The organism is Arthrobacter sp. D3-18, assembly GCF_054408525.1.
Window position 1 is genome coordinate 48,638 of the sequence record NZ_CP096440.1, and the last position, 26,437, is coordinate 75,074.

Below are 26,437 nucleotides of genomic sequence, written 5' to 3' on the forward strand. Positions count from 1 at the left end.
AAACCGTGCATCGCCAGCCGGACGTAAGTCCCCTGCGTACCAAAGCCGGGTATCGCCGTCGAGCGCTATTACGCCGTCGTGGGAGGATTGAAACGTGGCCCATATTGACGTTTCCGGCATCGACTACTTCCTCTCCGACGGCACGCAGCTGCTCAATGGGGTGACTTTCAAGGTCCCCGATGGCACCAAGACGGCGCTCATCGGACCCAACGGAACGGGCAAAACTACCCTGTTCAAGATCATTTCCGGCGATCTCACTTCCGACGAAGGTGTGGTGGGCCGTTCCGGAAACATGGGCATCATGCGGCAGTTCGTTGGTCAGGTCCGTGACGAATCGACCGTCCGCGACCTCCTGGTTTCCACCGCACAAGCCGGCCTCGCCGCCGCTGCGAAGGCCGTGGAGGACGCCGAGCTCGCCATGATGGAGCACGACGACGAGCCAACGCAGATGAAGTACGCCCAGGCGATCGTGGACTGGGGAGATGCCGGCGGGTACGACGTCGAGACCGTCTGGGACGAAGTTTGCATGGCAGCCCTTGGAATCTCCTTCGACAAGGCGCAGTTCCGCCGCGCCTCAACATTGTCCGGTGGTGAGCAGAAGCGCTTGGTGCTCGAAGCCCTGTTTGCCGGTCCGGATGAGCTCCTGCTCCTCGACGAGCCGGACAACTACCTGGACGTCCCCGGCAAGCGTTGGCTGGAGGGGAAGCTCAACGAGTCCAAGAAGACTGTGCTGTTCATCAGCCACGACCGTGAGCTGCTTAACAACGCCGCTGGGCGCATCGTCACGCTTGAACCGGGCATCAACGGTGCCGGGGCGTGGATTCATGGCGGTGGCTTCGGATCCTACGTTGAGGCACGTGCGGACCGTAACGCCCGCTTCGAGGAGCTCCGCAAGCGCTGGGACGAGGAGCACGTGAAGCTCAAGGAACTCGTCAACATGTACAAGAACAAGGCCGCGTTCCGCTCGGACATGGCTAACCGGTACCAAGCAGCCCAAACCCGCCTTGCCAAGTTTTTGGAAGCCGGCCCGCCCGAGGCCTTGCCGATTGAGCAGAACGTCAAGATGCGCCTTAAGGGTGGGCGGACGGCCAAGCGTGCTGTCGTTGCCGAAAAGCTTGAGCTGACGGGGCTCATGAAGCCGTTCTCCACCGAGATCTGGTTCGGTGACCGCGTCGGCGTGCTCGGTTCCAACGGTTCAGGCAAGAGCCACTTCCTGCGCCTCCTTGCCACCGGCGGCACAGACCCCGAGCGCGAGCACCTGCCGGTGTCCGACGTCGTGATTGCCGAAGTGCCGCATGAGGGCACCGTGAAGCTTGGTGCTCGTATTCGGCCCGGCTTCTTTGCCCAGACGCATGTCCGCCCGGATCTGTTGGGCCGCACTTTGCTGGAAATACTGCACCGTGGAGACGAACACCGCTCGGGCCTCCCCCGTGAAGCTGCCGCTGGTGCCTTGGATTCGTACGGTTTGGCTGGCCAATCCGAACAGAAGTACGAGTCTTTGTCCGGCGGTCAGCAGGCACGGTTCCAGATCCTCCTGCTGCAACTCTCCGGCGCCACCCTGCTGCTGCTCGACGAGCCCACAGACAACTTGGACCTGCACTCGGGTGAGGCCCTGGAACGGGCAATCGATGCTTTCGAAGGCACCGTCCTTGCCGTCACACACGACCGGTGGTTCGCAAAGTCCTTTGACCGGTTCCTGATTTTCGGCTCCGATGGCAAGGTCTACGAGTCCGAGGAACCTGTTTGGGACGAAAAGCGGGTGGAGCGCGCCCGCTAACCCTGGACGCTCTCTCACATTCCAGCGGTATTCCGCGGACGCTCTTGCACCTGCTGCGAGAGCGTTTCGCTTTAGGCCATGGGATGTGAGAGAACGTTGGTGAGCAAATGATCATGTCGGATGATTAAGTGAGCAAACCTTGCTACGGTTGAAGTATGGGAACTGCTGATCGCCACCGACTCATTGGCGAGTTGTTGCGCACCCGCGAAGAAGCCACGGTTGATGAACTCGTCCAAGCCACGGGAGCTTCAGGAGCTACCGTCCGCCGAGACCTCGAAATTCTCGCAGCCAACGGAGTGCTGAAGCGTGTCCACGGTGGCGCCCGCAGCTTGCTGGCACGCGGAGACAACCCCGGCTACGGGCAGCGCGAATTGGAAGACCGGGGAGCCAAGGTCCGAATCGCCTCGGCAGTAGACCGGCTGATTAAGGACCGCGAGCACGTGTGGCTGGACAGTGGATCAACGGCGACGGAGATTGCACGGCGCCTGAGCACCAGGGCGCTCACGGTCATGCCCATGTCCCTGCATGGCGTCGAGGCGCTGACAGGCAACAAGGATGGCCACGCTCCGGAACTCATCCTGCCTGGTGGCCGCCTCACCCCTGGGGAACAGTCGTTCAGGGGACCCATGACTGAAGCCAATGTTCGCTCACTGAGGTTCGACACCGCCGTCGTAACTCCCTGCGCCCTCAACCTGAAAGACGGCCTGCTGGCCCACGACCTCGAGGACGCCGCAGTCAAGCGCGCCGGTCTGGAATCGGCAACCAGGGTGATAGTGGCGGCCTCAGGAAGCAAATGGAATGCCAACGCGCTAGCACTCGTTGCAGCCATGGACACCGTGGCCGTCATCGTGACAGACCAGGAACCATCCCCCGAAGATCTTGCCCGGCTCAACAAACTCTCCGTGGAAGTTGTGATTGCATGACCACCAACACCAGAAGCACCACCAACGTCAACGCAGCTGCGGTGGCGACGTTCCTGATCTTCGGCATGAACGGTTTGGTCTTCGCCAGCTGGGCTGCCCGCATCCCCGCCGTGACCGAGGCCCTCAGCCTGACGTCCGGCCAGATGGGCAATCTGTTGCTTTGCACCGCCGTCGGGTCTCTGCTGGCGCTTCCATCAGCCGGATGGGTGGTGGGCAGGATCGGTACAGCCAATACAGTGCGGGTGGCCGGGATCGTGGCGGGCGCCGCGGGCGCTGCCATTGCCTTCTCCCTGATGGCCGCCTCCGTGCCCGGTACGGCGGTTGCCCTCTTCTTCTTCGGCATAGGTATCGGCCTGTGGGACGTGGCCCAAAACATTGAGGGCGCAGACGTGGAGCACCGGCTTAAGCGCACCATCATGCCGCAGTTCCATGCTGCCTTCAGCGGGGGCGCGTTCCTGGGCGCGCTAATCGGCGCCGGCCTCTCCCAACTGGGTGTCGGCTTGCCCGAGCACTTGTTGGTCATCGCGGGCATCGCCGTCGCCTTGGCGCTGACGGTCCCCAAATACTTCCTGCCGCACGAGGTAGAAGAAATTCACGACGGCGGCGTAGCGGCTGAGAAGGGTCCCACTGCTTGGCGGGACGGCAGGACGCTGCTCATCGGCGTCGTGGTCCTCGGTGCCACGCTGACCGAAGGCGCCGGCAACGACTGGATCGCGAAGGCTGCAGTGGACGGGCTTGGCGCCTCGGAATCCACTGGCGCACTGCTATTCGCACTCTTCGTCCTGGCCATGACCGTGATGCGCTTCCTGGGCGGCAAGGCGATCGACAAGTTTGGACGAGTGAACGTCCTCCGCGCCAGCATGGCCGCTGCTGCCGTGGGCCTGGCCTTGTTTGTGTTCGCCGGCAACGTGATCCTGGCCGGCGTTGGTGCAGCCCTCTGGGGCATCGGCGCGGCGTTGGCTTTCCCTATGGGAATGTCGGCCGCAGCGGACGATCCGAAGCACGCAGCTGCACGCGTGTCAGTGGTTTCCACTATCGGCTACGTAGCGTTCCTGGCTGGCCCGCCGCTGCTGGGATACTTGGGTGACCACACCGGAATCCACATGGCCTTGCTGGCCATCGGAGCGCCTATTTTGCTTGCCCTGTTGCTTGCCGGCGTCGCGAAGCCCTTGCCGCCCAAATAGTCTGTCCGTCCGCTTGAGCATTCTCCTTGATGCATATGTCGCGAAAACGCCACCACATCAGCAGGACAATGCCAGCGGCGAGGCTGGCACCGCCCAGCACGTCGCTTAGCCAATGGGCCGACAGGTAGGTGCGGCTGATCATCATGGCGACTACACCAATGACTGCTATCAGTGCCATCCACCAACGTCCCATCAGTATGGAAAGCACCAGCAGGAAAGCAGTCGTCGCAGAGACATGCCCCGAGGGGTATGAACCTGTATCAGATAAAACCCTGGCGCCCTCCGGCCTATCTCTACCCACTACGGCTTTAGCAAGCTGCGTCAGCGCCAGCACGGTGATACCGCTCAAGGCGGCGAAGACCGCCGCCATGGGTCGCTGCCAAATGACGAGTGAAATCGCGAGCACCACATGGAAGGCCAGCATCCCTGCGTAGCCAGCCCAGTTGAGGACCACATTTACGCCATCCCAGAAGGGTGAGTGCAGGCTAAAAGCGTAGGCCTGCCAGGTGGTGTCGACGCCGTTGAAAGCCGGCTCGCCTTGTCCGGCCATCATCAGCACCCCGGGAACTGCGAACGCACAGAGCAGGAGGACTCCGGGCGTGACCAGCTGCCAGCTGGGAGGTTGACGCGGATGGAGTACACGAATCATTCATTCATCGTAGCCACGGCAGCTTGGCGGCACCGGCAGGCGTTAGTGTGATGGGATGCGAGGCTTCTTGGGCAAAGGCCCCAAACGGGTTGCGAGATTCGATCATTTCCTGGTCAGGGCTGTGTCGCGGCAGCCCCAGGGTGACCACGATATGTTCTTCCGAGAACTCTCTGCCGCAGCCACCAAAGGCAAACTTTGGTTCGGTATCGCAGGAATCATGGCCACGTTCCCCGGAAAGCCCCGCAGGGCAGCCCTGCACGGCCTTCTCGCCTTGGGCGTTGCTTCAGGGGTTACCAATCTGGTTTTCAAAACGGCGCTGCCCCGGTCCCGTCCGCTGCCCGAGCATTTGCCCATTTTTCGTTTCGTGCACCCCCAGCCGATCAGTTCTTCCATGCCGTCCGGTCATTCCGCGTCCGCGGTGGCTTTTGCGGTAGGCGCCGGTATTGTCTCCCCGACTCTGGGCGCCTTGCTGGCTCCTATCGCTGCGGGCGTTGCTTACTCCCGCGTGCACACGGGTGCCCATTGGCCCTCCGATGTGGTGTTCGGTTCCGCCCTGGGTGCGGGAGCTGCCTTACTGACCCGCAAGTGGTGGCCAGCTCGACCGTCCGAACCAACTCCCCGGCGGACCCCTGCGGAGGCACCGGCAATTTCCGACGGCGAAGGGCTGGGTATTGCGGTCAACGTCCTGGGCGGTTCTTATTCACCCGAGACCGCTGAGCTCTTGAAAGTTATATTCCCTAAGGCTTATATACGTGAAATAGCAGAAGGCGAAGATGTAGCTGCTGAGATCGAAGCAGTCGCAACCCGCCCAGACACCGTTGCGCTCGGTGTCTGGGGCGGTGACGGAACGGTTGGCACTGCTGCGGCGGCCGCCGTCGAGCATTCACTGCCGCTCCTGGTGCTTCCGGGCGGAACCCTCAACCACTTTGCCCGCGACCTCCGCACCAGCTCGATCGATGACGCGATCGACGCTGTGACCAAAGGACATGCAGCGTCCGTGGACCTAGGACACGTGGTGGTGCAGCGGGGCCTTCCTGAGACGCCGGAGACCACGGAGTTGGCCATGCTGAACACCGCCAGCGTGGGTGTGTATCCCAACTTGGTGAGGCGGCGGGAGCGGCTCCAGCCTGCCATGGGTAAACCGCTGGCTGGCTTGGTGGCATCACTGCGTACGTTCGGCGTGAACTCCCCCACCACACTCCTCGTGGATGGGGTGAAGCACAAGCTATGGATCCTCTACATGGGCAGGGGCCGGTTCTATCCCAGCGACCATGCACCGCTTCGCAGGCCTGTGCTGGACGACGGTGTTTTCGATCTGCGCATGATCACTGCGGACGAGCCGTTCGCTAGGGCGCGGCTGCTGTGGGCGGTAGTGACCGGCACCGTTGCCGCCTCCAAAGTCACCCATCTGACCGAGGCCACCACCATCACGGTGGAGGCTATCGGGCAACCATTGGTCCTGGCGGTTGACGGGGAACCGAAGCCCGGAGTCCGCCTCGCCACGTTCACTGTAAAGCCGCGCGAGCTCACCGTGTACTCGCCGCTGCCTGTGGGCTGAGTTGGCCTCCGACGGAATTGGCCAGGCTGACCGCAGACCGGGTCATCCGCGAGGACTACCCTGACTGAACCCTGAATCATCCCTGAGACAGGCGATTTACGTTCCCTCCGTGAGTAGCGTTGTAGGTACATTCAAAACTCACTTGCACACACATGTGCTCCGAGGAGGGAACGCTTCCATGATCGAAGCAAAAGGCCTGACGAAGGTCTACGGCGAGAAGACCGCCGTTGGCGGCGTCAGTTTCACTGTCCAAGCCGGACGGGTGACGGGCTTCCTGGGCCCGAACGGTGCCGGCAAGTCAACCACAATGCGCATGATCATGGGACTGGACGCTCCTACTTCGGGCTCCGTAACCGTGAACGGTGAGCCCTTCGCCCAGCACAAGGCGCCGCTGCGCGAGATTGGTGCCCTCCTGGACGCCAAGGCTGTCCACACGAGCCGTACTGCTTACAACCACCTTCTTGCTATGGCGGCGACGCACAGCATCCCCAAGAGCCGGGTCCGTGAAGTCATCGAGATGACCGGCCTGGGTGACGTCGCCAAGAAGAAGGTCAAGGGATTCTCGCTCGGAATGGGTCAGCGCCTCGGCATTGCCGCCGCGTTGTTGGGCGATCCGCAGACCATCATTCTGGACGAGCCGGTTAACGGCCTTGATCCTGAAGGCGTGGTCTGGGTTCGCAACCTCGTCAAGTACCTGGCCTCCGAAGGCCGCACGGTCTTCCTGTCCAGCCACCTCATGAGTGAGATGGCACTAACGGCGGATCACCTGATTGTGATCGGTCGCGGCAGGATCATCGCCGACGCACCCATCGCCGAGATCATCACCGGCAAGGGCCACGCACGCACCCGTGTCCGCACCGATCAGCCGGAACGCCTCATGCAGCTGCTTGCCGGAACCGGTATTTCCGTGGAGGTCCACGAACGCGAGCTGCTGGAAGTTTCAGGGCTGGATCCCCGCGGCATCGCCCGCACCGCTTTGGACAACCAGGTCATGGTCTACGAGCTGACGCCGCTCCAGGCAAGCCTGGAAGAGGCTTACATGGAACTGACCAAGGACGAGGTCGAATACCACTCGCACATCACCACCGGGGCCTCGGTTCCCGCTCAGGCCGGAGGGAAATAGACATGAGCACCACTACGTTGGACCGCAAGTCCATCCGTAACTCCGTCGGTCCCGGACCGGCGTTCCACCGCGTACTCAACTCGGAATTCATCAAGTTCCGCACCTTGATGTCCACGCTGATCCTCCTGGCCTCCACGGCACTGGTCATGGTGGGCTTCGCAGCTCTCTCAGCCTGGGGAACAGGACAGTTTGCGGAGCAGGCCGCCGCAGATCCCGAAGTAGCGGCCGCCATGGCTGCCCAAGGCGGGGACCTGGCAGTCAGCATCCCTACGTCGGGTATCTCGTTCGCCCAGCTCATCCTCGGTTCCTTGGGCGTCCTGCTCATGAGCTCCGAGTTCACCACCGGCATGGCGCGCTCAACGTTTGCCGCAGTTCCCAAGAGGCTCTCGCCGTTCCTGGCCAAACTCATTGTGGTCATGGTCAGCGCCTTCCTGCTGACAGCAGTGTCCATCTACATCGCTGGCCTGGTGTCGCTACCAATCGTTGATACCTACGACCTCAAACTGGATCTCGGAAGCTCACAGTCCATCAAGCTCCTCCTGGTCAACAGCCTCTACGTTGCAGCCGTTGCAGCCATTGGCATGGCCCTGGGAACAATCGTCCGCAACTCGGCCGGCGGGATCATGAGCCTGGTGGGACTCCTGTTCGTTGCACCCATTGCTTTCCAGCTCATTCCGGGCGACTTCTTCAAGGAAGCCAACAAATACCTTCCCACCAGCACCATCACTCCGATGACCGCCGTCGAGCACGTCCCGGACACGCTGGAAGCGTGGCAGGCTGCGCTGGTCTTGGGCGCCTGGGTGGTTGTCCCGGTGGCCCTGGCCATGGTCCTGCTCAAGAAGCGGGACGTCTAGGACGGGTTGCCGTCTAGGCTCAATCCATGACTGAAGTTTCGCAGCTGAAGGACGCGTCGACCACCACGGCCGACGCGTCCTTCGCTGAAATCACCCAGCGTCGCAGGGGCAGGATCCGGCGCTACTTCTACAAGCGCCCTCGGGCCATGGATGCCGCGGTGATCCTTTGCTACATTCTGTTGGCGCTGCCCACGATCATTACCTCGATCATCGATGGCAAGTGGCTCGTGGTGGCTATCCTGCTGTTGATCGCCATCGCGTTGATCTTCAGGCGGCAGTTCCCGCTTCAGGTGGTGCTCGCCGTCGCGCTTCTGGAAATAGCGGCCACCATCCTGAACCCCTGGGGCTCGAACGTTTCTGCGGGTCTTTGGTTTGCGCTGTATGCCGTGGCGTCCCTCCGAAAACGTGCGCTGACGCTGGTGGTTTTCGCCGCAGCCAGCCTGCCACTGAGCCTTCTCTATTTGTTTATGTGGACGAGTCCCAGCCAGATGGACAACTTGCAGGACGTCCCGGAGAACTTCCACCTCATCAATAACATCGCCACTGCGGCATCCATCATGCTGTCCAACCTCCTGGCTACGGGCATCGGCATCTCGGTACGCCAGCGGAGGGAGCATGAAGCGGAGATCGCGGCGTGGGCCGCGCGGACAACGCAGCTCGGCAAGGTCACCGAGCGAAACAGGATCGCCCGCGAAATGCACGACGTCGTGGCACACTCGCTAACAGTCATGATCAGCCTCTCGGACGGGGCCGCCGTGGTGGTCAAGAAGGATCCGGAGCGAGCCGGCGACGTTCTCGGCGAACTGTCCCGCACGGGAAGGGCCGCACTGGCCGATATGCGCAGGGTCCTCGGGGTTCTTCGGGATGATTCCGGGCGACCGGCACCGCTGACGCCCCTTGAATCCGGGCAGAACCTGGCGAAACTACTGGAAGGTTTCCGAACCGCCGGACTGCCCTTGCACTACGCCCACACGGGCCCGGGGCTTCCAGCGGACCCGGCTTTTGAACTGACCGTCTACAGGATCGTTCAGGAGTCGCTGACCAATGTCCTGCGCTACGGTCGGTCGCTGAGCCGCGTTGACGTGCAAGTAGCCCGCGACGGCGATTTGGTCACCATTGACGTGCTCGACGACGGCCGGGGAACCCGCGAGGGCAGCAGCGAATCCGTGGGCAGCCTGGGAACCGGCCAGGGCATTGCGGGAATGAATGAACGTGCCGGAATTTATGCTGGAATCGTTACTGCCGGTCCAGGAAAAAGGGGAGGCTGGGCGGTCCATGCCGAGCTCCGCTGGAACGGCGAAAAGGGGGAATCATGACCGAAGGCAACATCAAAGTGCTGCTGGTGGACGATCAGCCACTGCTGCGGATGGGCTTCCGGCTCATTCTTGAAGGCCAGGAGGACTTCCACGTTGTGGGCGAGGCTTCCGATGGGATTGAGGCCGTGCGCCAGGTGGAGGCCCTGCAACCGGACGTCGTGCTGATGGACGTACGCATGCCCGGAATGGACGGCATTGAAGCCACGCGTCGGATCTCGGATTCAGGCTCCGATGCACGGGTCATCATCCTGACCACGTTTGACCTTGATGAGTACGCTTTCACCGGGCTGCAGGCCGGGGCCTCCGCTTTCCTGCTCAAGGATGTTGCTCCCTCTGAGCTGGTCCACGCAGTCCGCCTGGTGGCCAGTGGAGATGCTGTGGTTGCGCCGAGGGTCACCCAACGGCTGCTGGAAACGTACGTTCGTGGCGCCGTCGTGCCCGGTCACTCACCGAGTCCGCACCGGGACCCGCTCCTGGACGAACTCACACCGCGGGAAACTGAAATCCTTACCACCATCGCGGAGGGCCTCTCCAATGCTGAGATCGCCCACAAGTTTTTCCTATCCGAGGCTACGGTGAAGACCCACGTCCGGAGAATCTTGAGCAAGCTGCAGCTCAGGGACCGGGTTCAGGTTGTGGTCTACGCCTACGAAACCGGGCTCGTGGTGCCGAGCAACCCGGACTACTGATACTCCGTTGTTGCCGCGAACGAGGGCGACGTGTGGCGGGTCGCATCGCGGCGCGGTGTGCGTTATATACATTCATAAATGCATTTAACGCTCATACGAGCTTCGTTCTGTGTTACCTTCGTCACTACAAGCGCCGCTTCCGCCCCCAATACCGAAAGTCTCGGCGCGCCGTTCGCATCTGTCACTTAACGGAGACAAGACATGGAATCTTCTACACCCCTGAAATTGGACGATCCATCCGACGCCCTTCCGGCGCCGGTGGAAACCGGCCTGCGCCGCTCAATGGGACCACGGCACTTGATCATGATTGCAATGGGAGGCGTCATTGGTTCAGGCCTGTTCCTGAGCTCCGGTTACACCATCTCCCAAGCAGGACCCCTCGGCGCCGTCATTGCCTATCTGGTGGGAGCCTTCGTGGTCTACCTGGTGATGGCCTGCCTCGGAGAGTTGGCCATTGCGTACCCGGTCTCCGGCGCCTTTCACATCTACGCTTCCCGTTCCATCGGTCCGGCAACAGGCTTCGCCACCGCTTGGCTTTACTGGCTCTGCTGGGCCGTGGCAATCGGATCTGAGTTCACAGCCTCGGGATTGCTCATGCAGCGGTGGTTCCCGGACATTGAGGTCTGGGTGTGGTGCCTCGTCTTCGCCGCCATGCTGTTCGGCTTCAACGCCTTTTCCTCCAAGTTCTTTGGGGAATCCGAATTCTGGTTCTCAATCGTCAAGGTGGGGGCCATCATTGCCCTGATCGTCTTCGGCGGGGCTGCCCTGTTCGGCTTCCACCCATTGTCGGAGTCCAACAACCACCCGTTCCTCTTGGAAAACTTCAACACCTCGGATGGTCTATTCCCCAACGGCTTTACCGGAGTTCTGGTTACTGCGCTGGCTGTCTTCTATGCCTTTTCCGGCTCGGAACTCATTGGCGTAGCGGCCGGGGAAACCAAGGATCCGGCCAAGAACATCCCCAAAGCCATGCGCAGCACAGTCATCCGACTCCTGATCTTCTTTGTGGGTGCCATTGCAGTCATCGCGGCCACTGTGCCCTTCGACCAGGTGGGCCTGGACGAGAGCCCTTTCGTCACGGTCTTTTCCTCCGTCGGTATCCCCTTCGCAGCGGACATCATGAACTTTGTGATCATTACCGCGCTTTTGTCCGCCGGGAACAGCGGCCTGTTCTCCTGCGCACGCATGCTCTACTCACTGGCAGATGAAGGGCATGCTCCCAGAGCGCTCAAGCGCCTGACCCGGCGTGGGATACCCCTCATTGCCCTTTCCGTCAGCATGGTGGGTGGGCTGGCATCACTGGTCAGCAGTGTGGCTGCACCGGAGACCGTCTACCTTGCGCTCGTTTCCATCGCAGGCTTTGCCGTGGTGGGAGTATGGATGTCCATTACGGCATCCCATTTCTTCCACCGCAGGGCTTTTGTCCGTAATGGTGGGCGAGTGGAGGATCTGGCTTACAAAGCCCCTCTTTTTCCCTTGGTGCCCATCCTGGCCTTCACGCTCTGCCTGGTGTCCCTGGTGGGCATCGCTTTTGACCCGTCCCAGATTGCCGCCCTGTACTTCGGTGTTCCCTTCGTGGCCGCCTGCTACCTGTTCTTCCACTTCCGGTACGGCCGGAAGTCCAGGGTAAAGCGGCCTGCTTGATCTGACCCCTTCACCAAGCTTCGCGGCCGGGCGACTTATCCGGCCGCGAAGCCTGCTTTGCTAGCGAGCCGCAATGACCATGCGCTAACACCCGCGTGTGAGAATTGCGTGAACGCTTGGTGGAAGGAGCGGTTTCGTGGATGTGTCACCCGAAGCGTCGTCATTGGCGCAGGGCCTTCGTCTTGTTCGCTTGGTAACGGACCGCGAGAAGCAGGGCCGCCAACTCTTGGGAGTGTCGCAGCTGGCGGCGGAGCTGGACATGGAGCAAAGCCGGGTGTCCCGGTTGGCTCAGGAGCTGTGTGATCTGGGACTGCTCGAACGCGTAGACCGCGGTCCCTTTCGGACAGGACCTCGGTTCTTAAGTCTCGCTGCCGCCCTTAATACCGGGTGGGTTCTTCAGTCACGTGCTGAGCTGGAGGAGCTGGTATCTGCTTTTGATTTGAGGTCCCGGCTCTCGGTGCGCGACGGCGTCAGGGTTCTCTTGCTGCGTTCGTCCACAAATAATTCGGTGCTGGGTGGGTTCGCCAAACCCGGCATGGTCACTCCGGTGTGGTGCACGGGCTCGGGGCGGGCATTGCTATGGGACCACTCAGTCACTGAGTTGGAGTCCCTGCTTACCGAGGTCAATTTCATTGGCGTCGGCGGGCCGGCTGCAGCGCATTCTGCAGCGGAGGTCGCCGGACTGATGGAACGCGATCGACCCCAGGGTTTTGTGCTGGCCACCGAAGAGTTTGAGCACGGAGTATCGGAGTTGGCTGTCCCTGTCCGCGAAACCGGAGGCCGAATTGTGGCGGCCCTCAGCGTTCTGGGAAGCCGGTCAAACCTTGATACGGCCGCCCCGGAGATTGCTGCGGTTCTTCAGTCTGCTTCGAAGCGGCTGGGGGCAGGGGGAGAGCTCGCTGTTCAAGGCTGAATGAGGGACGACCCGCGCCCGCCCACCTGGACCTCAAGCCACTCACGCCATGAGCCGAGTGCTATGGCGAATGCCTCCCGTTGGGGTTCGATGCGTGATTTGGGCCCAACGATCTGCAGCGCCGCTGAGACGTCCCCCTTGAAGTCCCTGATCGGGGCTGCCAGGGAATAGAGTTCGGGCTCGGCTTCCTCATCAACTATTGAGTAGCCGCGGGTGCGCGCTTTGTTGAGCCGCTTCAGGAAGTCGTCGACGGACTCCGGCGTATTGGGTGCGTGTTTGACGAACTCCACGTCATCAAAGATCTTTCCTATCTCAGCGTCGTCGGCATCCCAAAGGAGCGCTTGGCCGGCGTCGCTACAGTAGGCAGGGTAGGGGCGCCCAAGCCATGAACCCACAAGATTGGCACTTTCCGGAACTTGCTCGCCGATGGTAACCGTGCTGTTTCCGCTGAGCACGCCCAGGAAACAGGCCTCATTGGTTTCGGAAGCCAGGCCTTCCAAGGCAGTGAGGCCGTCAGTCTTCAGCCGTTGCTCCGTCACCAATTGAGCGTCCGTCAGGATGGACCAGTCCAAGCTATATTCACGCTGCCCGGTACGCCTGAGGAAGCCTTCCAGCTGTGCACCCTTGAGGCTCCGCGACACTTGACTACGGTCCTTGCCCAAGCGGGCTGCGATGTCAGCCACCGTGCCGCCGTCGAATCCCTCGGCATGACGTGCCCCCACTGCAAGAAGGGCCATCATTCCACGGCCCATGCTGGAGGTCTTTGACATGGATCGATTCTAGCCACCCGGCAAAGGCATCCGTGTAAGGAGACGGACAGGCTTAGTGAATGGAGAAGACCCTGGCCGGGAAGCCACTTCCCTCGAGCGGCTTTGCCCACGACGCGATCAGGGCGGCTCCAGCCTCAGGAACATGTTCCAGGTTGGCCATTAGTTCGATCTGCCATTTGTCCTGTGCAAGGACGTATGTTTCCAAGCTGAAATCCTGGCGGGAGGTGGCCATGCCAGGGTCGGTGTCAGTTTGTTCATGGCCGACGGCGGTGATCCGCCGCTTTTCGATGAGGTACTCCAGCGCTTCCCGGGACCACCCGGGAGTATGGCTTATTCCGGCGTCGTCGACGTTCGCCATGGCTACGGTGTCCGGCCAGCGGCGACTCCATCCAGTGCGCAGGGCCACGAATGAACCTGCCAGGATGGTGCCGTTTCGCGCTTCCCACTGCAGGATATCGTCCACGCTGGGTGTGGCATCCGGATCGGCGTGGACCCGGTTGCGAATATCCAGGACAACCAACGGCAAGACCATGTCCTCGACGGGAAGCTGATCGAGTGTCCGTCCGCCGCGGACAAAATGCGACGGCGGATCCACGTGGGTGCCCCACTGACCCACAATCGAATACCTGTGGGCAGTGAAACCATCCCCCTTCTCCAGGTCGAAGAGTGTTTCCCTCGCCTCGTCCGGGAATGCCGGAAAGTGGGGCTGGCCGGGATGAAAGGCATGGGTCAGGTCCGTGAAAGTTCTGTTGAGGAGAACTGGCGCCAAGTCCTGCCATAGGGGGGAGGTCATGATGCCAGCCTCGTTTCGACCTGAGCGGCGCTGCTGGAGACACTGAGTGGTCCCGAGACTTCGATGACGGGAACTTCCCACGGGTGGATGTCGACTATTCGTTGAACGAGGGCTTGGACAGCGGACTGATCCAGGGAGTCGTCAAAGTAGGTGGTGAACACGAACGTGGGTGAGATTGTTCGCTGGCCTACGGTGCCCAGCGTGGGGTTGGCACCTTCGGCCACGGTGAAGCCTTCGAAGCCCGCGGAAGACTCGAAGACGTGGTGATAGTTACCGAAGCCGCCCAGTTCCGGTGTGTCCTGAAGTTCATCCAGCAGGGAGGTGATGCCCACATCCGTGTTCAGTGCTCGGAGGTCGCCGCCTGCCAGTTGCGTCATCGTCTCCGCTGCAATGGGCCAGTGGATGCGAAGCTTACGCACCGCTTTGAGTTCGATGTTCATGTGGGGACCCTTCCGTCGGTGTGTCTTCGAGTTATCGTGCCATGATGTGACGGTCATTACAAGCATATAGAAATGTTTATATTGCACAAACTCGCTATTCTTCACAGACGGGGCCGAGTTACCCCATGTACAACCCGTAGGCGCGGCGCGTTTCATGGATGCATGAACACTCCTCACCCGAACCACGATCGTGGCCTTGAATTCGATCTCTCCACGCTCTTGAGCCGGCGTCGAAGTTTGGGGGTTCTTTTGGGTGCCGGGACGGCAGCAGCCCTTGCGGCCTGTACGCCTGGTACGGGAGGCGGCAGTGCATCGCCGTCGAGCCCGGCCACCACTACCGCAGCGGCAACGGAAGGCACGACGGCGGCCGCGTCACCATCCGCGACGAGCACGGTGACCCGCGCCTTCGCAGAATGCGGAGTGGAGATTCCGGAAGAGACTCTGGGGCCCTACCCGGGTGACGGTTCCAACGGCCCCAACGCGCTGGAGGCGTCCGGAGTGGTCCGCCGCGACATCAGGTCCAGCTTTGGAGGGTCCACCACCAAGGCCGAGGGCGTGCCGTTGACGGTTACCTTGACGCTCCTGGACAACGCCAACGGTTGCGCTCCTTTGGCCGGCGCGGCTGTGTATGCCTGGCACTGCGACAAGGATGGCAAGTACTCGCTTTACGATTCAGGCCTTGAGAATGAGAACTACCTTCGCGGCGTCCAGGAAGCCGACGCCAACGGTCAACTCACGTTCAGCACCATTTACCCCGGTGCTTACAACGGACGCTGGCCTCATATTCACTTCGAGGTATTTGAGTCCTTGGGCAACACCACAGCTGCCGGGCAAGTGCTCGCGGTCTCGCAAATCGCCCTCACTGAGACGGCGTGCAAGGAGGTCTACGCAAGTTCCGGTTACGAGTCCAGCGCCCGAAACTTCCCGAAGACTACCCTGACCTCGGACAACGTCTTTGGGGACGACGGAGGCATATACCAGCTGGCGACTGTGTCCGGTTCAGTCGCGGGCGGTTATACGGCCGCGCTGAACGTCACCGTTTAGGCCGTTCTGCTACCCAAGCGGGGCTAGACTCGGGGGCATGCCTTCGAATGCAACCGCCGCAGTTGACCACATCAAGGACCTGGGCGAGTACGTATCCGCGTCTCCGTCGAGCTTCCACGCGGTGCATGAGGCTGCTCGGCGGCTGGACGCGGCAGGCTTCACCGCGTTGGATGAACTGCAGCCCTGGGACGGGGGAGCAGGCAAGTTCTACATCATCCGGGACGGTGCGCTCATTGCGTGGGTGACCCCCGAGAACGCAGGCCCAACCACTGGTTTCAATATCCTGGGTGCACACACAGATTCGCCGTCGTTCAAACTCAAGCCGAAGCCAACCACCGGTAAATTCGGCTGGCTACAAGCGGGGGTCGAGGTCTACGGCGGACCCTTGCTCAACTCCTGGCTGGACCGTGAATTGCAACTGGCCGGCCGATTGGTGCTGCGTGACGGCACTCAGCACCTGACCGCAACGGGTCCGCTCCTTCGCTTCCCGCAGCTTGCCATTCACTTGGATCGCGGCGTCAACGACAATGGGCTCCATTTATCCAAGCAACAGCATATGAACCCAATCTTCGGCCAGGGCAACCCCGCCGGTGAGGACCTTTTGGGGCTGCTCGCCTCTCGTGTAGAAGGCATCACCATTGATGCTGCGGACATCGGTGGTTACGACGTCGTCGTGGCGGACACGCAGGCGCCGGCAGTTTTCGGGGCCAAGGGTGAGTTCTTTGCTTCCGGCCGCTTGGACAACCTTTCATCCACACACGCAGGCCTGGTGGCGTTGGTAGCGCACGCGTCCTCTGCACCGACGACGGGTCCGATCGCTGTCCTCGCGGCGTTCGATCATGAGGAGATCGGCTCCAACTCGCGCTCCGGTGCCTGCGGACCTATCCTCGAGGACGTCCTGGTGCGCATCTCCGACGATCTGGGCGCGTCGGTGAGCCAAAGGCGGCAGGCTATCGCGGCGTCGTTCTGTGTTTCCGCGGACGCCGGCCACGCTGTCCACCCGAACTACGCGGAGAAGCACGATCCCGCCAACAGGCCGGTGCTGAACGGGGGTCCGCTGCTCAAGATCAACGCCAACCAGCGCTACGCCACGGATGCTGCAGGCGCGGCTTTGTGGGCCCGGCTCTGCGATGAGTCCGGCGTTCCGTATCAAGAGTACGTTTCCAACAACGACCTCCCCTGTGGTTCCACCATCGGGCCCCTGACTGCTACCCGCCTCGGCATCCGAACGGTGGATGTGGGTATCCCGCTCTTGTCCATGCACTCTGCGCGCGAGCTGTGTGGAGTGGAGGATGCAAAGAGCCTGGGGACTGTAGCTGAGGTGTTCTTCCGCGCAGTGGCCTAGCGGAAGCCTCAAGCAGTCATTTCAGGGGCATTACAAAAGTTTTCTATAGGAAACTTTAGATTCCCCACGGTTTACATTTTGTGCTCGCATCTCTTTTTGCCGCGCGCAATTTGTTCAGTTGCACAGGATGAGTGCTGGCGTAGCAGGTTAGCGTGATTTAGTCATGTGGCCCGTGGCACACCACTGCGGCCAACCTCAATACCTAAAGGACGGCGCCGATCCATGCACGCTGACCAACAGCTTTCAAAGTCCCTCAAGCCCCGACACTTGTCCATGATCGCTATCGCCGGCGTCATTGGAGCAGGCCTCTTCGTTGGCTCCGGGGCTGCCATCCAGCAGGCGGGCCCGGGCATCCTTGTGGCTTACCTTGCGGCCGGCCTCGTGGTCATCCTCGTCATGCGCATGCTTGGTGAGATGGCTGCGGCCAACCCTGAGACCGGGTCGTTCTCCACCTATGCTGACAAAGCGTTAGGCCGTTGGGCCGGATTCAGCATCGGTTGGCTTTACGCCTGGTTCTGGATCATTGTGCTCGGCATCGAAGCAACGGCCGGTGCGGCCATCATGCATCGCTGGGTGCCGGGCGTTGACCAATGGGTCTGGGCACTCATCCTCATGGTGCTCCTCACGCTGACCAACCTCGGCTCAGTGAAGTCCTACGGCGAGTTCGAATTCTGGTTCGCGTCCATCAAAGTAGCGGCAATCGTCATCTTCCTGCTCGCGGGAATCGTGGCCATTCTCGGTTTCATGCCGGGCGTCCCGGCACCCGGCGTCGCCAACCTGCTGGAGCAGGGTGGCTTCATGCCCAACGGTCCGGGCGCGGTCCTCGCGGGCATCCTCGTGGTGGTGTTCTCGTTCTTCGGCGCGGAGATCGCAACCATTGCTGCTGGCGAATCCGAGAACCCGGTGGACGCCGTAAAGAAGGCCGTGAAGTCTACTGTGTGGCGCATCCTGATCTTCTACATCGGCTCCATTGCCATCGTGGTGACTTTGCTGCCTTGGAATGACGCCTCCGTCGCCAAGAGCCCGTACGTTGCAGTCATCGAGCTCTACGGAATCCCGGGCGCCGGCACCATCATGGACATTGTTGTCCTCACCTCGGTGCTCTCCTGCCTGAACTCGGGCCTGTACACCGCCAGCCGTATGCTGTTCTCGCTCTCGCAGCGCGGTGACGCTCCCAAGTCCTGGATGAAGATCTCCAAGCGTGGCGTGCCTGCCGCGGCAGTGCTCGCTTCCACCGTGGTGGGATTCCTCACCGTCGGCGCGAATTACATTGCCCCGGACTCAGTGTTCCTGTTCCTCGTGAACACCTCGGGTGCCATCGCGTTGTTTGTCTGGCTGGTCATCGCGACCTCGCAGCTCATCCTGCGCAAGCGAATGGGCGCGGCCGCCAAGGATCTCGACCTCAAGATGTGGTTCTTCCCGTACCTCACCTGGATTGCGATCGGCGCCATCGTGGCACTCATCATCGGTATGGTCATCATCGAATCCACCCGCGAATCGCTGTTCCTGTCGCTGGCCTTGGCCGCGATTGTGGTGGGCATCGGCGTGCTTCGCTACCGCAATAAAGGCAACACCCCCGCCACTCCGGTGCTTGGCGGGGAAGCCGAACGCGCCAGGATCGGTTCCTGACCGGCGTCGCCTTTTCGCAGCGGGACAGCCGCCGTCAATGCTCGACGGCGGCTGTCCTGTTTCGCTTTATAGTTCGGCTTGCTCGTTGCGTTTTTTGTCGGCCTGCAGAATGCCGTCGCGTACGCCAGCGCGGATCACGAAGTACAGGAAATAGAGGGCGATCGCTGAGAACACAACTGTCAGGACCAGGGCGTTCAGGGGTGTGGCATCCATGGCCCCAACCCTAATGGGAGGCTCCCCGGGCAACAGGAATCCACGGATTGCCGTACTTCGTGTTAGGGTTTTTGACGCTGTCAAGGAGAATAACGAAACATGTTCTCCTGATCACCTTGCGCGGGTGGCGGAATGGCAGACGCGCTAGCTTGAGGTGCTAGTCCTCGAAAGGGGGTGGGGGTTCAAGTCCCCCTCCGCGCACAAAGAAACCCCCGGAAGTTATCTTCCGGGGGTTTTGAGGTTCCTGGGCCTTGTTCCGGGCCTTAGGTGCCCCGCTTAAGCCGTCCCACTTCAGGCGCCCGGTCTCGGCGCAAACATGATGACGCCAACCCCAACCAGACAGATTGCGGCGCCGATAACGTCCCAGCGGTCCGGCCTGAAGCCATCCATGAGCATGCCCCATGCGAGCGAGCCTGCGATGAACACGCCGCCGTAGGCCGCCAGGACCCGGCCAAAGTGTGCGTCCGGTTGGAAGGCCGCGAAAAAGCCGTAGATGCCAAGGGCCGCTATGCCGAGTCCTGCCCACCACCAGGCTTTGCCTTCGCGCACAGACTGCCAGATCAGCCAGGCCCCGCCGATCTCTGCGACGGCGGCCAAAACGAACAGAATGATGGACTTCAGGACGGTCATTACCCCAGTATTCCGTGCTGTGCCGCCAAGTTATCCACATACGTAACCTGACCGGTTCCGGCCGACCATCCCGCCGAATAGCTTTGAGTGCAGGAGATGCACTAAGATATTGAAGTCTGTGTTACGCCCTCTTGCCGTGTTTTCGGTCGGGGAGCGCCAACGCAGCATCGCAAATGAACCTCCTGTTACGGAAATACCGTAACCGCTTAGCCCAAAGGAGGTGGGTTCACATATGCGTCCTTACGAATTGATGGTAATCATCGACCCCGAGGTCGAAGAGCGTACCGTAGAGTCGTCGCTTCAGAAGTTCCTCAATGTCATCACCACCGATGGTGGAACCATCGAAAAGGTAGACATCTGGGGCCGTCGCCGTCTGGCGTACGACATCAAGAAGAAGTCCGAAGGTATCTACGCCGTGGTGAACTTCACCGCAGCACCGGCTACCGCCAAGGAACTTGATCGCCAGCTGTCTCTCAACGAGACGATCATGCGCACCAAGATCATCCGCCCTGAAGACCAGAAGGTCGTTGCTGAGTAATCAGCCCCTTCCAGATCTTTACCCCGAAGGAACGAACAAGGAGGCAGTAGATGGCAGGCGAAACCACTATTACGGTCATCGGTAATCTCACCAATGACCCCGAGCTGCGGTTCACCCCGTCTGGCTCAGCAGTAGCGAACTTCACCATCGCTTCTACTCCCCGGACCTTTGACCGCCAGTCCAATGAGTGGAAGGACGGGGAAACCCTGTTCCTCCGCGCATCGGTATGGCGCGAAGCAGCCGAGAACGTAGCAGAGTCCCTCACCAAGGGCATGCGCGTCATCGTTTCCGGCCGTTTGAAGAGCCGTTCTTACGAAACAAAAGAAGGCGAGAAGCGCACTGTAATCGAGCTTGAGGTCGATGAAATCGGCCCGAGCCTGCGTTACGCAAACGCCAAGGTCAACCGTACCCAGCGCTCCGGCGGTGGCCAGGGTGGCTTCGGTGGCGGTAACGCCGGTAATTCCGGTGGCTTCGGAGGTGGCGCTCCTGGTGGAAACCAGGGCGGCGGCAACTCCGGTGGAACCTGGGGCGGCAACCAGCCCGCACAACAGCAGGATGACCCTTGGGCTACGCCCGGTGTCAGCAACGCTGGCGGCTGGGGCAACGGCCCGGATTCCGAACCTCCCTTCTAAACACCAAATAAACGTCCGACGCCGGACGCTCGCCGGAAGTGCCGAAGGGCGCCATGGCGATAACCGCCGTCGAACACCACCATCCCGTGGATCAATATCCACGGGCTCCATAGAAAAGGAGCTCCACGATGGCTAAGGCTGAACTCCGTAAGCCCAAACCAAAGTCCAACCCCTTGAAGGCCGCTGACATCACTGTCATCGACTACAAGGACGTAGCATTGCTGCGCAAGTTCATCTCCGACCGCGGAAAGATCCGCGCTCGTCGCGTCACTGGCGTTACCGTTCAGGAACAGCGCAAGATCGCCCAGGCAATCAAGAACGCCCGCGAAGTTGCTCTGCTGCCTTACTCCGGCGCTGGCCGCGGCTAAGGGAAGGGATTAACTAACATGGCAAAGCTCATTCTGACCCACGAAGTAACCGGTCTCGGTGCTGCTGGCGATGTCGTCGAGGTGAAGGACGGTTACGCACGTAACTTCCTGCTGCCCCGCGGCTTCGCTCTGACCTGGAGCAAGGGTGGCGAGAAGCAGGTTGAGTCCATCAAGGCTGCTCGTGCCGCTCGTGCGCACGCTTCTGTTGAAGCTGCACAGGCACAGGCTCAGGCTCTGTCCTCCAAGAAGGTCAAGCTCGAGGTGAAGGCCGGCGAGTCCGGTCGTCTCTTCGGTACCGTCAAGCCTGCTGATGTCGCTGCTGCTGTTGAGGCCGCTGGCCTCGGCGCCATCGACAAGCGCAACGTTGAACTGCCGAACCACATCAAGTCTGTCGGTTCGTACACGGCTAACGTTCGCCTGCACGAGGATGTTTCTGCTGTCATCGACCTCGAGGTCGTAGCCAGCAAGTAGTCTCTGACTGCATCTGAAGACCCCCGCTACCGGATTCCGGTGGCGGGGGTCTTTTGTTGCCCGGACCCCACGCCGAGATGGCACTTAACCCCCATCTTTGCGCGCAACATGGGGGTTAAGTGCCATCTCGGCGAGGGATTTACGGGGTGTGGAGCTCTTCCATGACGTGCTTGTAACCGGTGCGGATCATCTCGGCCAGAGTGTTCCGGTCCACGTCGTCCAGCTTGTTAACGTAGAGGCAGGCGGCACCGGTCTTGTGCTTGCCGAGATCAGGAAGCAGGCGATCGGCATCGGGTCCGTAGGTGAGCCCGTACAGTGCCAGATTGCCCTTGCGCGGTGAAAAGCCGACGGCGGCTGAGTCACCTTCGCGCCCGGTTTCGTATTTGTAGTGATAGCTGCCGAATCCAATGATCGACGGGCCCCACATGACGGGTTCCTGGCCGGTGATGTCGCGCATCATTTCCAGCAACTCGAAACCGTCCTCGCGTCGCTGTGCGTGCTCCACCGCGGCCAGGAATTCTTCCACGGAGACGTCCGTGGGCTGGGTCTTGTTCTCTGCCATAGGGGTAGTTTCGCAGACGTGGGACGGGTGCGTCAGCAAAATCCGGTCAGCACCCGATGATAGCCTTCAGCGGTGACTTCAGAAGCCCTGCGCATCCGCCCGTTCCACCAAGTGGACGTCTTCTCCGAGGTGCCGTATCTCGGCAACCCACTCGCCGTCGTCGTGGATGCGGAAGGCCTCAGCAATGAGACGATGCAGCACTTCGCTCACTGGACCAACCTCTCCGAGACCACGTTCCTACTCCCGCCCACTGACCCCCGAGCAGACTACAAGGTGCGGATTTTTACCGGCAGTGAGGAGTTCCCGTTCGCCGGTCACCCCACGCTCGGTTCAGCTCATACGTGGTTGCAGGCAGGGGGAGTGCCCAAGACTGACGGCGTTCTGGTCCAGGAATGCGGGGCGGGTTTGGTGAGGGTAAAGCACGACGCCGGTCGATTGGCTTTCGCTGCGCCACCGTTGACCCGCTTCGGCCCGGTGGATAACGAGGTTCGGGCGCAGCTCGCGGCCGGCCTGCAGCTGCCCGAGGATGCCCTGCTGGATGTATCGTGGTTGGTCAACGGGCCCACATGGATCGGCGTTCTTCTCGGTTCAGCGGAACAAGTCCTGGCCATCGAACCGGACCTCGTCGCCATGGGTGACCTCAAGGTCGGGGTGATTGGCCCACACGAGCCGGGTGCCGGCGTCGACTTTGAAGTCCGCACCTTCATTCCGGGCGACGCCATGGTGGAGGACCCGGTGACGGGCAGTTTCAATGCCGGTGCAGCTCAGTGGCTGATTGGCAGCGGCCGCGCCCCTGATGAGTATGTAGCCGCTCAAGGTACTGCCCTAGGCAGGGCTGGCAGGGTTCACATCAAAGCTGATGACGGAGAGATTTGGGTTGGTGGAGCGTCGGCCACCTGCATCGAAGGTACGGTGCTCCTTTAGCGCCCCATCAGATGCGCTTTGCCCGCGACAGCACCACCACCAGGAAAATGCAGGCGCTGAAGACCGCTTGGATAATCACAATGGACATTGGCACGCTGCCCAGGTACAACACCAACAGCAGTGGAACCATGGCCAGGATGGTCACGTCCAGCCCGCGCATCAGTGAGCCCAGCTGAGCACGCGGGACCGGGCCGAACGGGGTTTCCACCGGCGGCGCGGTCCAGTCCGGCGGGGTCCTGGTTGCCGCGCGGAGAGTCCCCGCACCCATGCCCACGCCGGTGAGGGCACCTACTCCTATCAACCAGGGATTCGCCGCCCCCAGGACAACCAATAGCCCACTCAGCACGGCCATCCACAGAGCCATCGCCAAGCACGGCATGAGCGCACGACTGGTCCTCACCAGTGCAGGATGCAGCGGCAGCAGCGCGTCGAGCTCAGGAACCAGGGCCGTCTTGCGGGCCACCACCCCCATCTCGGAGGCCGTGGCACAGCCGGAGATCACGATGACCGCCAACTGCGCGAACGCGGGCAGCCCGCCTTCCACAAGCAATATGGCAATGCAGGCGGTGAGCCAAAGAACCGGCGGCACCACCGGGGGATTGAGCCTCAGGAAAGCGACCACATCAGCGCGAATCAGTGCGCGAAATGGCCCCTGCACAGGGCGGGCGTAGAACTGGGCTGCCCGGCCGCCGTCGACCGTCTTGCGGGTGCCACTAAGCGAACGCAGCACCTCGTTGGAGTCCATCATGAACAACGATGCACTCGCGTGACCTGCGACGGCGCCGCCGCGGACCAGCTCGTCACCCCGCACCTGACCGGTGCGCGGCACAACAAAGGCAAAGAGTCCGACGGCGGCGACGGCCACCAGCGTTGTCGGCCATGGCGAGGATGACCACGCAGGAAGGACAGAGCACGCAAGAAGTACGGTCGCCGTCGTCGCCTTGCCAAGCCGGGGGCCCAGTAAAGCGAGTTGCTGTGCGGCCGCCAGCACCACCGCAATAGCGCCGGCGGCGCCGAAGGCGAGTGAGGCAAGAATGTGCTCGAGCGGCGCGCGGCTAACAGCAGTCACCATGCTGAAAGGCAGGTAAATGACGGCCGAGCCAGCTGCCGTAAGCGCGACTTTGCGAACGAAGGGTGGCAGGACCATGGGGCGGCGGTCAACCGGAAGCGTCAGCCACCACGTGCTCTCTGCTCCATTGACAGTCATTGGTCCAAGCTTCCGCGCAAGGTTGCTGATCACGACGAGGGCAGCGAAAGTAACGGATACCCACAGCAGTGACTCCGGCAGGACGAGCCATTGTGACCGGATGATGCTGTTGGTTGTTGATGACCGGTCTGCGATCTCGTTGCGCAACGCAAAGACGAACGAGGCAGCAATAGTCAGCGAAACACCAATTCCGAGTCCCCAGCTGTAAGCATCGACAAAAAGGTCCCCCCACGATGTCCGGCTGCGTTTGTAGCGTCTGGCGGAGCGGCGGGTGAACCGGACAATCTCAGAGGCCAGCTCCCGATTCTGCGAGGAGCGTTCAGGGGCGAGCATGTCAGGACCCGGCAATGATCGAGGCCCCCTGCTCCGGTTTGAACTCCCGTACTTCCTCGTCAATGACCAAACACGTGGAGGCGGTGGCGAGCAGCATTTGTGGATCGTGGGTGACCAGCACTACTGCGCCGCCGTCCCTGGCATGGTCTGCGATCCGCTCCCCAACGGCTACCCGCATCCGGGGGTCAAGCCGCTGTTCCGGCTCGTCCAGGATCAGCAGCGACGATGGGCGGATGAGTCCAGCGGCAAGCAGCAACCTGCGACGCTGGCCGGAAGACAACGCATCGGGGATGGCGTGGCCCCTACCCAGCAGCCCGAAGAACTCCAGTTCTTCCTCAACACGCGCTTCGGGGTCATCCAAGGAGTGCCCCCGCGCGATGAGGAGCAAGTGCTCGCGGACGGTAAGGGAGGGGAAGAAGAGGTCATCGTCGAAAACGGCGGAGACTTGCCGGCGGAACGGCACGGCGTCCGGATCGATGAGGAGGCCGTGGACCTTCACGTCTCCAGCCAGGGAGGCCTGCCGCCCCGCAATGGTTCGGGCTACCGTGGACTTTCCTGCGCCGTTGACGCCGACGATTCCCAAGACCTCACCCGCGTCCACCGACGCAGAAACTTCGCCGCAAACCGGAGCCCCGGCATAGCCAACCAGCAGGCCTTCGGCCTCCAAAACTGTCCCCATGGTGCAACCCTACCGGCGGGATTGGCGCGACCCCGCTGCAGCGTTTAGCGTGAGTCTTATGTCCGCATCTGATGCTTCCGCGAAGGCCAACGGCAACCCTTTGCTTGTCCTGGGCAAGATCACGTCCATCCTGGATGCCTTTTCCTTGTCAAAGCCGGTACTTCAGTTGGCCGATATCCGCGAATTCACCGGCATGCCCACGTCCACGGTGCAGCGACTGGTCACGAATCTGACATCTCAAGGCTTTCTTGACCGCGAGGGCGACGCTTACCGCATCGGAATGCGGATGGCCTACTGGGCAGCGCCTGCAACCCGGGGGATGGAGGTTGTGGACATCCTGAGTCCGCTGCTCAAGACCCTGCGGGACGCCACCGGCGAGACTGCATGCTTTTTCAAGGCCGAGCAGCACTATCGGGTTTGTGTCGCCATGGCCGATACCCATCACGCGTTGCGGCGCGAAATGCACTTGGGCAAGATTGTCCCGCTTCATGCAGGTTCTGCAGGCAGGGTTCTGCTCGCATGGTCTCCCGAACTGATGGACGCTGTCCTGCGGGATCCCTTGGAGTCCATCACGGACTACACCATCACTAGCTCTGAGGAACTGGAAGCCGCTGTAAAAAAGACCCATGCGGACGGGTTTGCGATCACTGTGGGCGAGAGGGAAGACGGGGCATCAGGCCTTTCTGCGCCCGTTTTCGACTCTGCTGCGGGTTTGGTGGGAGCCGTGACCATCAGCGGACCGACTCTTCGAATGCCACTGGAGACCTGCGAGGCCTGGGTGGAACCCCTTCTCGCTACAGCCGAGCACATGACCAGGCTCATCGGCGGCCGGTTCCCCGGCGAGAGCTGAATCCTCAACCCCAGGGAGAATGACGATGACTGAGAAACCCTCAACGGTGGACGCGTACATCTCCGCCCAACCTGACGCCACTCAGCAGATTCTTCAGGAAATCCGCCGGACCATGCACGCTGCCGTGCCGGATGCCGGGGAGATGATCAGTTACGGCATTCCCACCATCACCATTGGCGGGCACTACGTGGTGTACTTCGCGGCCTGGGCGCACCACGTTTCGATCTATCCGGTCCCTCGTGGTGATGAAGGCCTGGCCACGGAGATGGCCCCGTACCTGTCCGGCAGAGGGACATTGAAATTTCCGCTGGCCAAAGAAATTCCCTTGGATTTGATAGCCAAAGTTGCTGCCCAGCTGGCGGCAGAGAAGAGATAAGAG

29 protein-coding genes and 1 tRNA gene are annotated in these 26,437 nt (G+C 61.4%); 21 read left to right on the forward strand and 9 right to left on the reverse strand.

All coding sequences use genetic code 11. The annotated features are described in order from the left end of the window. Window positions 1-94 precede the first annotated feature (94 nt). The 3 genes from M1D89_RS02200 (at window position 95) to M1D89_RS02210 (ending at window position 3,884) form a co-directional block, all read left to right on the forward strand. Complete coding sequence (locus M1D89_RS02200) at window positions 95-1,777, forward strand: ABC-F family ATP-binding cassette domain-containing protein (RefSeq protein WP_498647620.1); 1,683 nt, start codon at window positions 95-97, stop codon at window positions 1,775-1,777. A gap of 155 nt (window positions 1,778-1,932) precedes the next feature. Continuing rightward, window positions 1,933-2,700 carry a DeoR/GlpR family DNA-binding transcription regulator gene (locus M1D89_RS02205; RefSeq protein ID WP_498647622.1) on the forward strand — a complete coding sequence of 256 codons (768 nt, stop codon included), beginning with the start codon at window positions 1,933-1,935 and terminating at the stop codon, window positions 2,698-2,700. Next, complete coding sequence (locus tag M1D89_RS02210) at window positions 2,697-3,884, forward strand: MFS transporter (RefSeq protein ID WP_498647624.1); 1,188 nt, start codon at window positions 2,697-2,699, stop codon at window positions 3,882-3,884. The genes M1D89_RS02205 and M1D89_RS02210 overlap by 4 nt, the downstream gene beginning before the upstream one ends. On the opposite strand, the gene M1D89_RS02215 is transcribed toward M1D89_RS02210, so the two are convergent. Next, window positions 3,829-4,533, reverse strand: coding sequence for a phosphatase PAP2 family protein (locus M1D89_RS02215; RefSeq protein WP_498647626.1), 705 nt, complete (start codon window positions 4,531-4,533; stop codon window positions 3,829-3,831). The two genes, M1D89_RS02210 and M1D89_RS02215, sit on opposite strands and share 56 nt — an antisense overlap. 55 nt (window positions 4,534-4,588) lie before the next feature. On the opposite strand from M1D89_RS02215, the gene M1D89_RS02220 reads away from it, so the two are divergent. From M1D89_RS02220 to M1D89_RS02250, 7 genes are all read left to right on the forward strand, one after another. Beyond that, window positions 4,589-6,091, forward strand: coding sequence for a bifunctional phosphatase PAP2/diacylglycerol kinase family protein (locus M1D89_RS02220; protein WP_498647628.1), 1,503 nt, complete (start codon window positions 4,589-4,591; stop codon window positions 6,089-6,091). A gap of 178 nt (window positions 6,092-6,269) precedes the next feature. Then, the gene (locus M1D89_RS02225; RefSeq protein WP_498647630.1) at window positions 6,270-7,214 is read left to right on the forward strand and encodes an ABC transporter ATP-binding protein; all 945 of its coding nucleotides are present in this window, start codon (window positions 6,270-6,272) and stop codon (window positions 7,212-7,214) included. Window positions 7,215-7,216: 2 nt separating this feature from the next. Then, window positions 7,217-8,068, forward strand: a complete 852-nt coding sequence (locus M1D89_RS02230) for an ABC transporter permease (protein WP_498647632.1) — start codon at window positions 7,217-7,219, stop codon at window positions 8,066-8,068. 26 nt (window positions 8,069-8,094) lie between these two features. Next, window positions 8,095-9,384, forward strand: coding sequence for a sensor histidine kinase (locus tag M1D89_RS02235; protein WP_498647634.1), 1,290 nt, complete (start codon window positions 8,095-8,097; stop codon window positions 9,382-9,384). Continuing rightward, window positions 9,381-10,073: a response regulator gene (locus M1D89_RS02240; RefSeq protein ID WP_498647636.1), complete on the forward strand. Its 693-nt coding sequence runs from the start codon at window positions 9,381-9,383 to the stop codon at window positions 10,071-10,073. The genes M1D89_RS02235 and M1D89_RS02240 overlap by 4 nt, the downstream gene beginning before the upstream one ends. A gap of 201 nt (window positions 10,074-10,274) precedes the next feature. After that, window positions 10,275-11,717, forward strand: a complete 1,443-nt coding sequence (locus tag M1D89_RS02245) for an amino acid permease (protein WP_498647637.1) — start codon at window positions 10,275-10,277, stop codon at window positions 11,715-11,717. Between the two features lie 136 nt (window positions 11,718-11,853). Further along, window positions 11,854-12,630, forward strand: coding sequence for an IclR family transcriptional regulator (locus tag M1D89_RS02250; protein WP_498647639.1), 777 nt, complete (start codon window positions 11,854-11,856; stop codon window positions 12,628-12,630). Here M1D89_RS02250 and M1D89_RS02255 read toward each other — a convergent pair. From M1D89_RS02255 to M1D89_RS02265, 3 genes are read right to left on the reverse strand one after another with little or no spacing between them, the layout of a single operon-like run. Beyond that, window positions 12,621-13,400: an IclR family transcriptional regulator gene (locus M1D89_RS02255; RefSeq protein WP_498647640.1), complete on the reverse strand. Its 780-nt coding sequence runs from the start codon at window positions 13,398-13,400 to the stop codon at window positions 12,621-12,623. The genes M1D89_RS02250 and M1D89_RS02255 overlap by 10 nt on opposite strands. Before the next feature lie 52 nt (window positions 13,401-13,452). After that, on the reverse strand, window positions 13,453-14,193 hold the full coding sequence (locus M1D89_RS02260; protein ID WP_498647642.1) for a cyclase family protein: 741 nt from the start codon (window positions 14,191-14,193) through the stop codon (window positions 13,453-13,455). After that, on the reverse strand, window positions 14,190-14,633 hold the full coding sequence (locus M1D89_RS02265; RefSeq protein WP_498647644.1) for a hypothetical protein: 444 nt from the start codon (window positions 14,631-14,633) through the stop codon (window positions 14,190-14,192). Before M1D89_RS02265 ends, M1D89_RS02260 begins: the two co-directional genes overlap by 4 nt. Before the next feature lie 162 nt (window positions 14,634-14,795). Between M1D89_RS02265 and M1D89_RS02270 the strand changes: the two genes are divergently transcribed. From M1D89_RS02270 to M1D89_RS02280, 3 genes are all read left to right on the forward strand, one after another. Next, the gene (locus tag M1D89_RS02270) at window positions 14,796-15,677 is read left to right on the forward strand and encodes an intradiol ring-cleavage dioxygenase (protein ID WP_498647646.1); all 882 of its coding nucleotides are present in this window, start codon (window positions 14,796-14,798) and stop codon (window positions 15,675-15,677) included. A 37-nt stretch (window positions 15,678-15,714) separates the two neighbouring features. Further along, on the forward strand, window positions 15,715-17,022 hold the full coding sequence (locus M1D89_RS02275) for a M18 family aminopeptidase (protein WP_498647648.1): 1,308 nt from the start codon (window positions 15,715-15,717) through the stop codon (window positions 17,020-17,022). Window positions 17,023-17,244: 222 nt separating this feature from the next. Continuing rightward, entirely contained in the window at window positions 17,245-18,651 is a 1,407-nt protein-coding gene (locus tag M1D89_RS02280; RefSeq protein WP_498647650.1) for an amino acid permease, read from the forward strand. 66 nt (window positions 18,652-18,717) lie between these two features. Here the strand turns inward: M1D89_RS02280 and M1D89_RS02285 are convergent, their stop codons facing one another. Continuing rightward, window positions 18,718-18,864, reverse strand: coding sequence for a hypothetical protein (locus M1D89_RS02285; RefSeq protein ID WP_498647652.1), 147 nt, complete (start codon window positions 18,862-18,864; stop codon window positions 18,718-18,720). Between the two features lie 118 nt (window positions 18,865-18,982). Here M1D89_RS02285 and M1D89_RS02290 point away from each other — a divergent pair. Then, window positions 18,983-19,065, forward strand: a tRNA-Leu gene (locus tag M1D89_RS02290). 90 nt (window positions 19,066-19,155) lie between these two features. Here M1D89_RS02290 and M1D89_RS02295 read toward each other — a convergent pair. Further along, the gene (locus M1D89_RS02295; protein WP_498647654.1) at window positions 19,156-19,494 is read right to left on the reverse strand and encodes a YnfA family protein; all 339 of its coding nucleotides are present in this window, start codon (window positions 19,492-19,494) and stop codon (window positions 19,156-19,158) included. A 232-nt stretch (window positions 19,495-19,726) separates the two neighbouring features. On the opposite strand from M1D89_RS02295, the gene rpsF reads away from it, so the two are divergent. From rpsF to rplI, 4 genes are all read left to right on the forward strand, one after another. Continuing rightward, window positions 19,727-20,032 (forward strand): 30S ribosomal protein S6, encoded by a 306-nt coding sequence (gene rpsF / locus M1D89_RS02300; protein ID WP_011776755.1) that lies wholly within the window; start codon window positions 19,727-19,729, stop codon window positions 20,030-20,032. A gap of 50 nt (window positions 20,033-20,082) precedes the next feature. Continuing rightward, complete coding sequence (locus tag M1D89_RS02305) at window positions 20,083-20,664, forward strand: single-stranded DNA-binding protein (protein WP_011776754.1); 582 nt, start codon at window positions 20,083-20,085, stop codon at window positions 20,662-20,664. Window positions 20,665-20,792: 128 nt separating this feature from the next. After that, window positions 20,793-21,032: a 30S ribosomal protein S18 gene (gene rpsR, locus M1D89_RS02310; protein ID WP_003800144.1), complete on the forward strand. Its 240-nt coding sequence runs from the start codon at window positions 20,793-20,795 to the stop codon at window positions 21,030-21,032. 18 nt (window positions 21,033-21,050) lie between these two features. Beyond that, complete coding sequence (gene rplI / locus M1D89_RS02315) at window positions 21,051-21,503, forward strand: 50S ribosomal protein L9 (RefSeq protein ID WP_024818808.1); 453 nt, start codon at window positions 21,051-21,053, stop codon at window positions 21,501-21,503. Window positions 21,504-21,642: 139 nt separating this feature from the next. On the opposite strand, the gene M1D89_RS02320 is transcribed toward rplI, so the two are convergent. Continuing rightward, window positions 21,643-22,065, reverse strand: a complete 423-nt coding sequence (locus M1D89_RS02320; RefSeq protein ID WP_498647658.1) for a DUF1801 domain-containing protein — start codon at window positions 22,063-22,065, stop codon at window positions 21,643-21,645. Between the two features lie 72 nt (window positions 22,066-22,137). Here M1D89_RS02320 and M1D89_RS02325 point away from each other — a divergent pair, with 72 nt between their 5' ends. After that, a complete protein-coding gene (locus tag M1D89_RS02325; protein WP_498647663.1) occupies window positions 22,138-22,989 on the forward strand; it encodes a PhzF family phenazine biosynthesis protein in 852 nt (283 codons plus the stop codon). Window positions 22,990-22,996: 7 nt separating this feature from the next. Here the strand turns inward: M1D89_RS02325 and M1D89_RS02330 are convergent, their stop codons facing one another. Together M1D89_RS02330 and M1D89_RS02335 are read right to left on the reverse strand one after the other, a co-directional pair. Further along, a complete protein-coding gene (locus tag M1D89_RS02330) occupies window positions 22,997-24,529 on the reverse strand; it encodes a DUF6297 family protein (RefSeq protein WP_498647665.1) in 1,533 nt (510 codons plus the stop codon). Window position 24,530: 1 nt separating this feature from the next. Next, complete coding sequence (locus tag M1D89_RS02335; protein ID WP_498647668.1) at window positions 24,531-25,208, reverse strand: ABC transporter ATP-binding protein; 678 nt, start codon at window positions 25,206-25,208, stop codon at window positions 24,531-24,533. 58 nt (window positions 25,209-25,266) lie between these two features. Between M1D89_RS02335 and M1D89_RS02340 the strand changes: the two genes are divergently transcribed. Together M1D89_RS02340 and M1D89_RS02345 are read left to right on the forward strand one after the other, a co-directional pair. Continuing rightward, window positions 25,267-26,058 (forward strand): IclR family transcriptional regulator, encoded by a 792-nt coding sequence (locus tag M1D89_RS02340; protein WP_498647670.1) that lies wholly within the window; start codon window positions 25,267-25,269, stop codon window positions 26,056-26,058. Between the two features lie 25 nt (window positions 26,059-26,083). Further along, the gene (locus M1D89_RS02345) at window positions 26,084-26,434 is read left to right on the forward strand and encodes an iron chaperone (RefSeq protein WP_498647673.1); all 351 of its coding nucleotides are present in this window, start codon (window positions 26,084-26,086) and stop codon (window positions 26,432-26,434) included. Window positions 26,435-26,437: the final 3 nt, after the last annotated feature.

Coding starts and splice junctions, on each gene's coding strand:
- M1D89_RS02320 (WP_498647658.1), bottom strand. CDS start 22,065: ATGGCAGAGAACAAGACCCAGCCCACGGACGTCTCCGTGGAAGAATTC.
- M1D89_RS02210 (WP_498647624.1), top strand. CDS start 2,697: ATGACCACCAACACCAGAAGCACCACCAACGTCAACGCAGCTGCGGTG.
- M1D89_RS02225 (WP_498647630.1), top strand. CDS start 6,270: ATGATCGAAGCAAAAGGCCTGACGAAGGTCTACGGCGAGAAGACCGCC.
- rpsF (WP_011776755.1), top strand. CDS start 19,727: ATGCGTCCTTACGAATTGATGGTAATCATCGACCCCGAGGTCGAAGAG.
- M1D89_RS02330 (WP_498647665.1), bottom strand. CDS start 24,529: ATGCTCGCCCCTGAACGCTCCTCGCAGAATCGGGAGCTGGCCTCTGAG.
- M1D89_RS02220 (WP_498647628.1), top strand. CDS start 4,589: ATGCGAGGCTTCTTGGGCAAAGGCCCCAAACGGGTTGCGAGATTCGAT.
- rplI (WP_024818808.1), top strand. CDS start 21,051: ATGGCAAAGCTCATTCTGACCCACGAAGTAACCGGTCTCGGTGCTGCT.
- M1D89_RS02305 (WP_011776754.1), top strand. CDS start 20,083: ATGGCAGGCGAAACCACTATTACGGTCATCGGTAATCTCACCAATGAC.
- M1D89_RS02245 (WP_498647637.1), top strand. CDS start 10,275: ATGGAATCTTCTACACCCCTGAAATTGGACGATCCATCCGACGCCCTT.
- M1D89_RS02260 (WP_498647642.1), bottom strand. CDS start 14,193: ATGACCTCCCCCCTATGGCAGGACTTGGCGCCAGTTCTCCTCAACAGA.
- M1D89_RS02345 (WP_498647673.1), top strand. CDS start 26,084: ATGACTGAGAAACCCTCAACGGTGGACGCGTACATCTCCGCCCAACCT.
- rpsR (WP_003800144.1), top strand. CDS start 20,793: ATGGCTAAGGCTGAACTCCGTAAGCCCAAACCAAAGTCCAACCCCTTG.
- M1D89_RS02230 (WP_498647632.1), top strand. CDS start 7,217: ATGAGCACCACTACGTTGGACCGCAAGTCCATCCGTAACTCCGTCGGT.
- M1D89_RS02205 (WP_498647622.1), top strand. CDS start 1,933: ATGGGAACTGCTGATCGCCACCGACTCATTGGCGAGTTGTTGCGCACC.
- M1D89_RS02275 (WP_498647648.1), top strand. CDS start 15,715: ATGCCTTCGAATGCAACCGCCGCAGTTGACCACATCAAGGACCTGGGC.
- M1D89_RS02215 (WP_498647626.1), bottom strand. CDS start 4,533: ATGATTCGTGTACTCCATCCGCGTCAACCTCCCAGCTGGCAGCTGGTC.
- M1D89_RS02265 (WP_498647644.1), bottom strand. CDS start 14,633: ATGAACATCGAACTCAAAGCGGTGCGTAAGCTTCGCATCCACTGGCCC.
- M1D89_RS02295 (WP_498647654.1), bottom strand. CDS start 19,494: ATGACCGTCCTGAAGTCCATCATTCTGTTCGTTTTGGCCGCCGTCGCA.
- M1D89_RS02255 (WP_498647640.1), bottom strand. CDS start 13,400: ATGTCAAAGACCTCCAGCATGGGCCGTGGAATGATGGCCCTTCTTGCA.
- M1D89_RS02235 (WP_498647634.1), top strand. CDS start 8,095: ATGACTGAAGTTTCGCAGCTGAAGGACGCGTCGACCACCACGGCCGAC.
- M1D89_RS02285 (WP_498647652.1), bottom strand. CDS start 18,864: ATGGATGCCACACCCCTGAACGCCCTGGTCCTGACAGTTGTGTTCTCA.
- M1D89_RS02240 (WP_498647636.1), top strand. CDS start 9,381: ATGACCGAAGGCAACATCAAAGTGCTGCTGGTGGACGATCAGCCACTG.
- M1D89_RS02280 (WP_498647650.1), top strand. CDS start 17,245: ATGCACGCTGACCAACAGCTTTCAAAGTCCCTCAAGCCCCGACACTTG.
- M1D89_RS02270 (WP_498647646.1), top strand. CDS start 14,796: ATGAACACTCCTCACCCGAACCACGATCGTGGCCTTGAATTCGATCTC.
- M1D89_RS02335 (WP_498647668.1), bottom strand. CDS start 25,208: ATGGGGACAGTTTTGGAGGCCGAAGGCCTGCTGGTTGGCTATGCCGGG.
- M1D89_RS02340 (WP_498647670.1), top strand. CDS start 25,267: ATGTCCGCATCTGATGCTTCCGCGAAGGCCAACGGCAACCCTTTGCTT.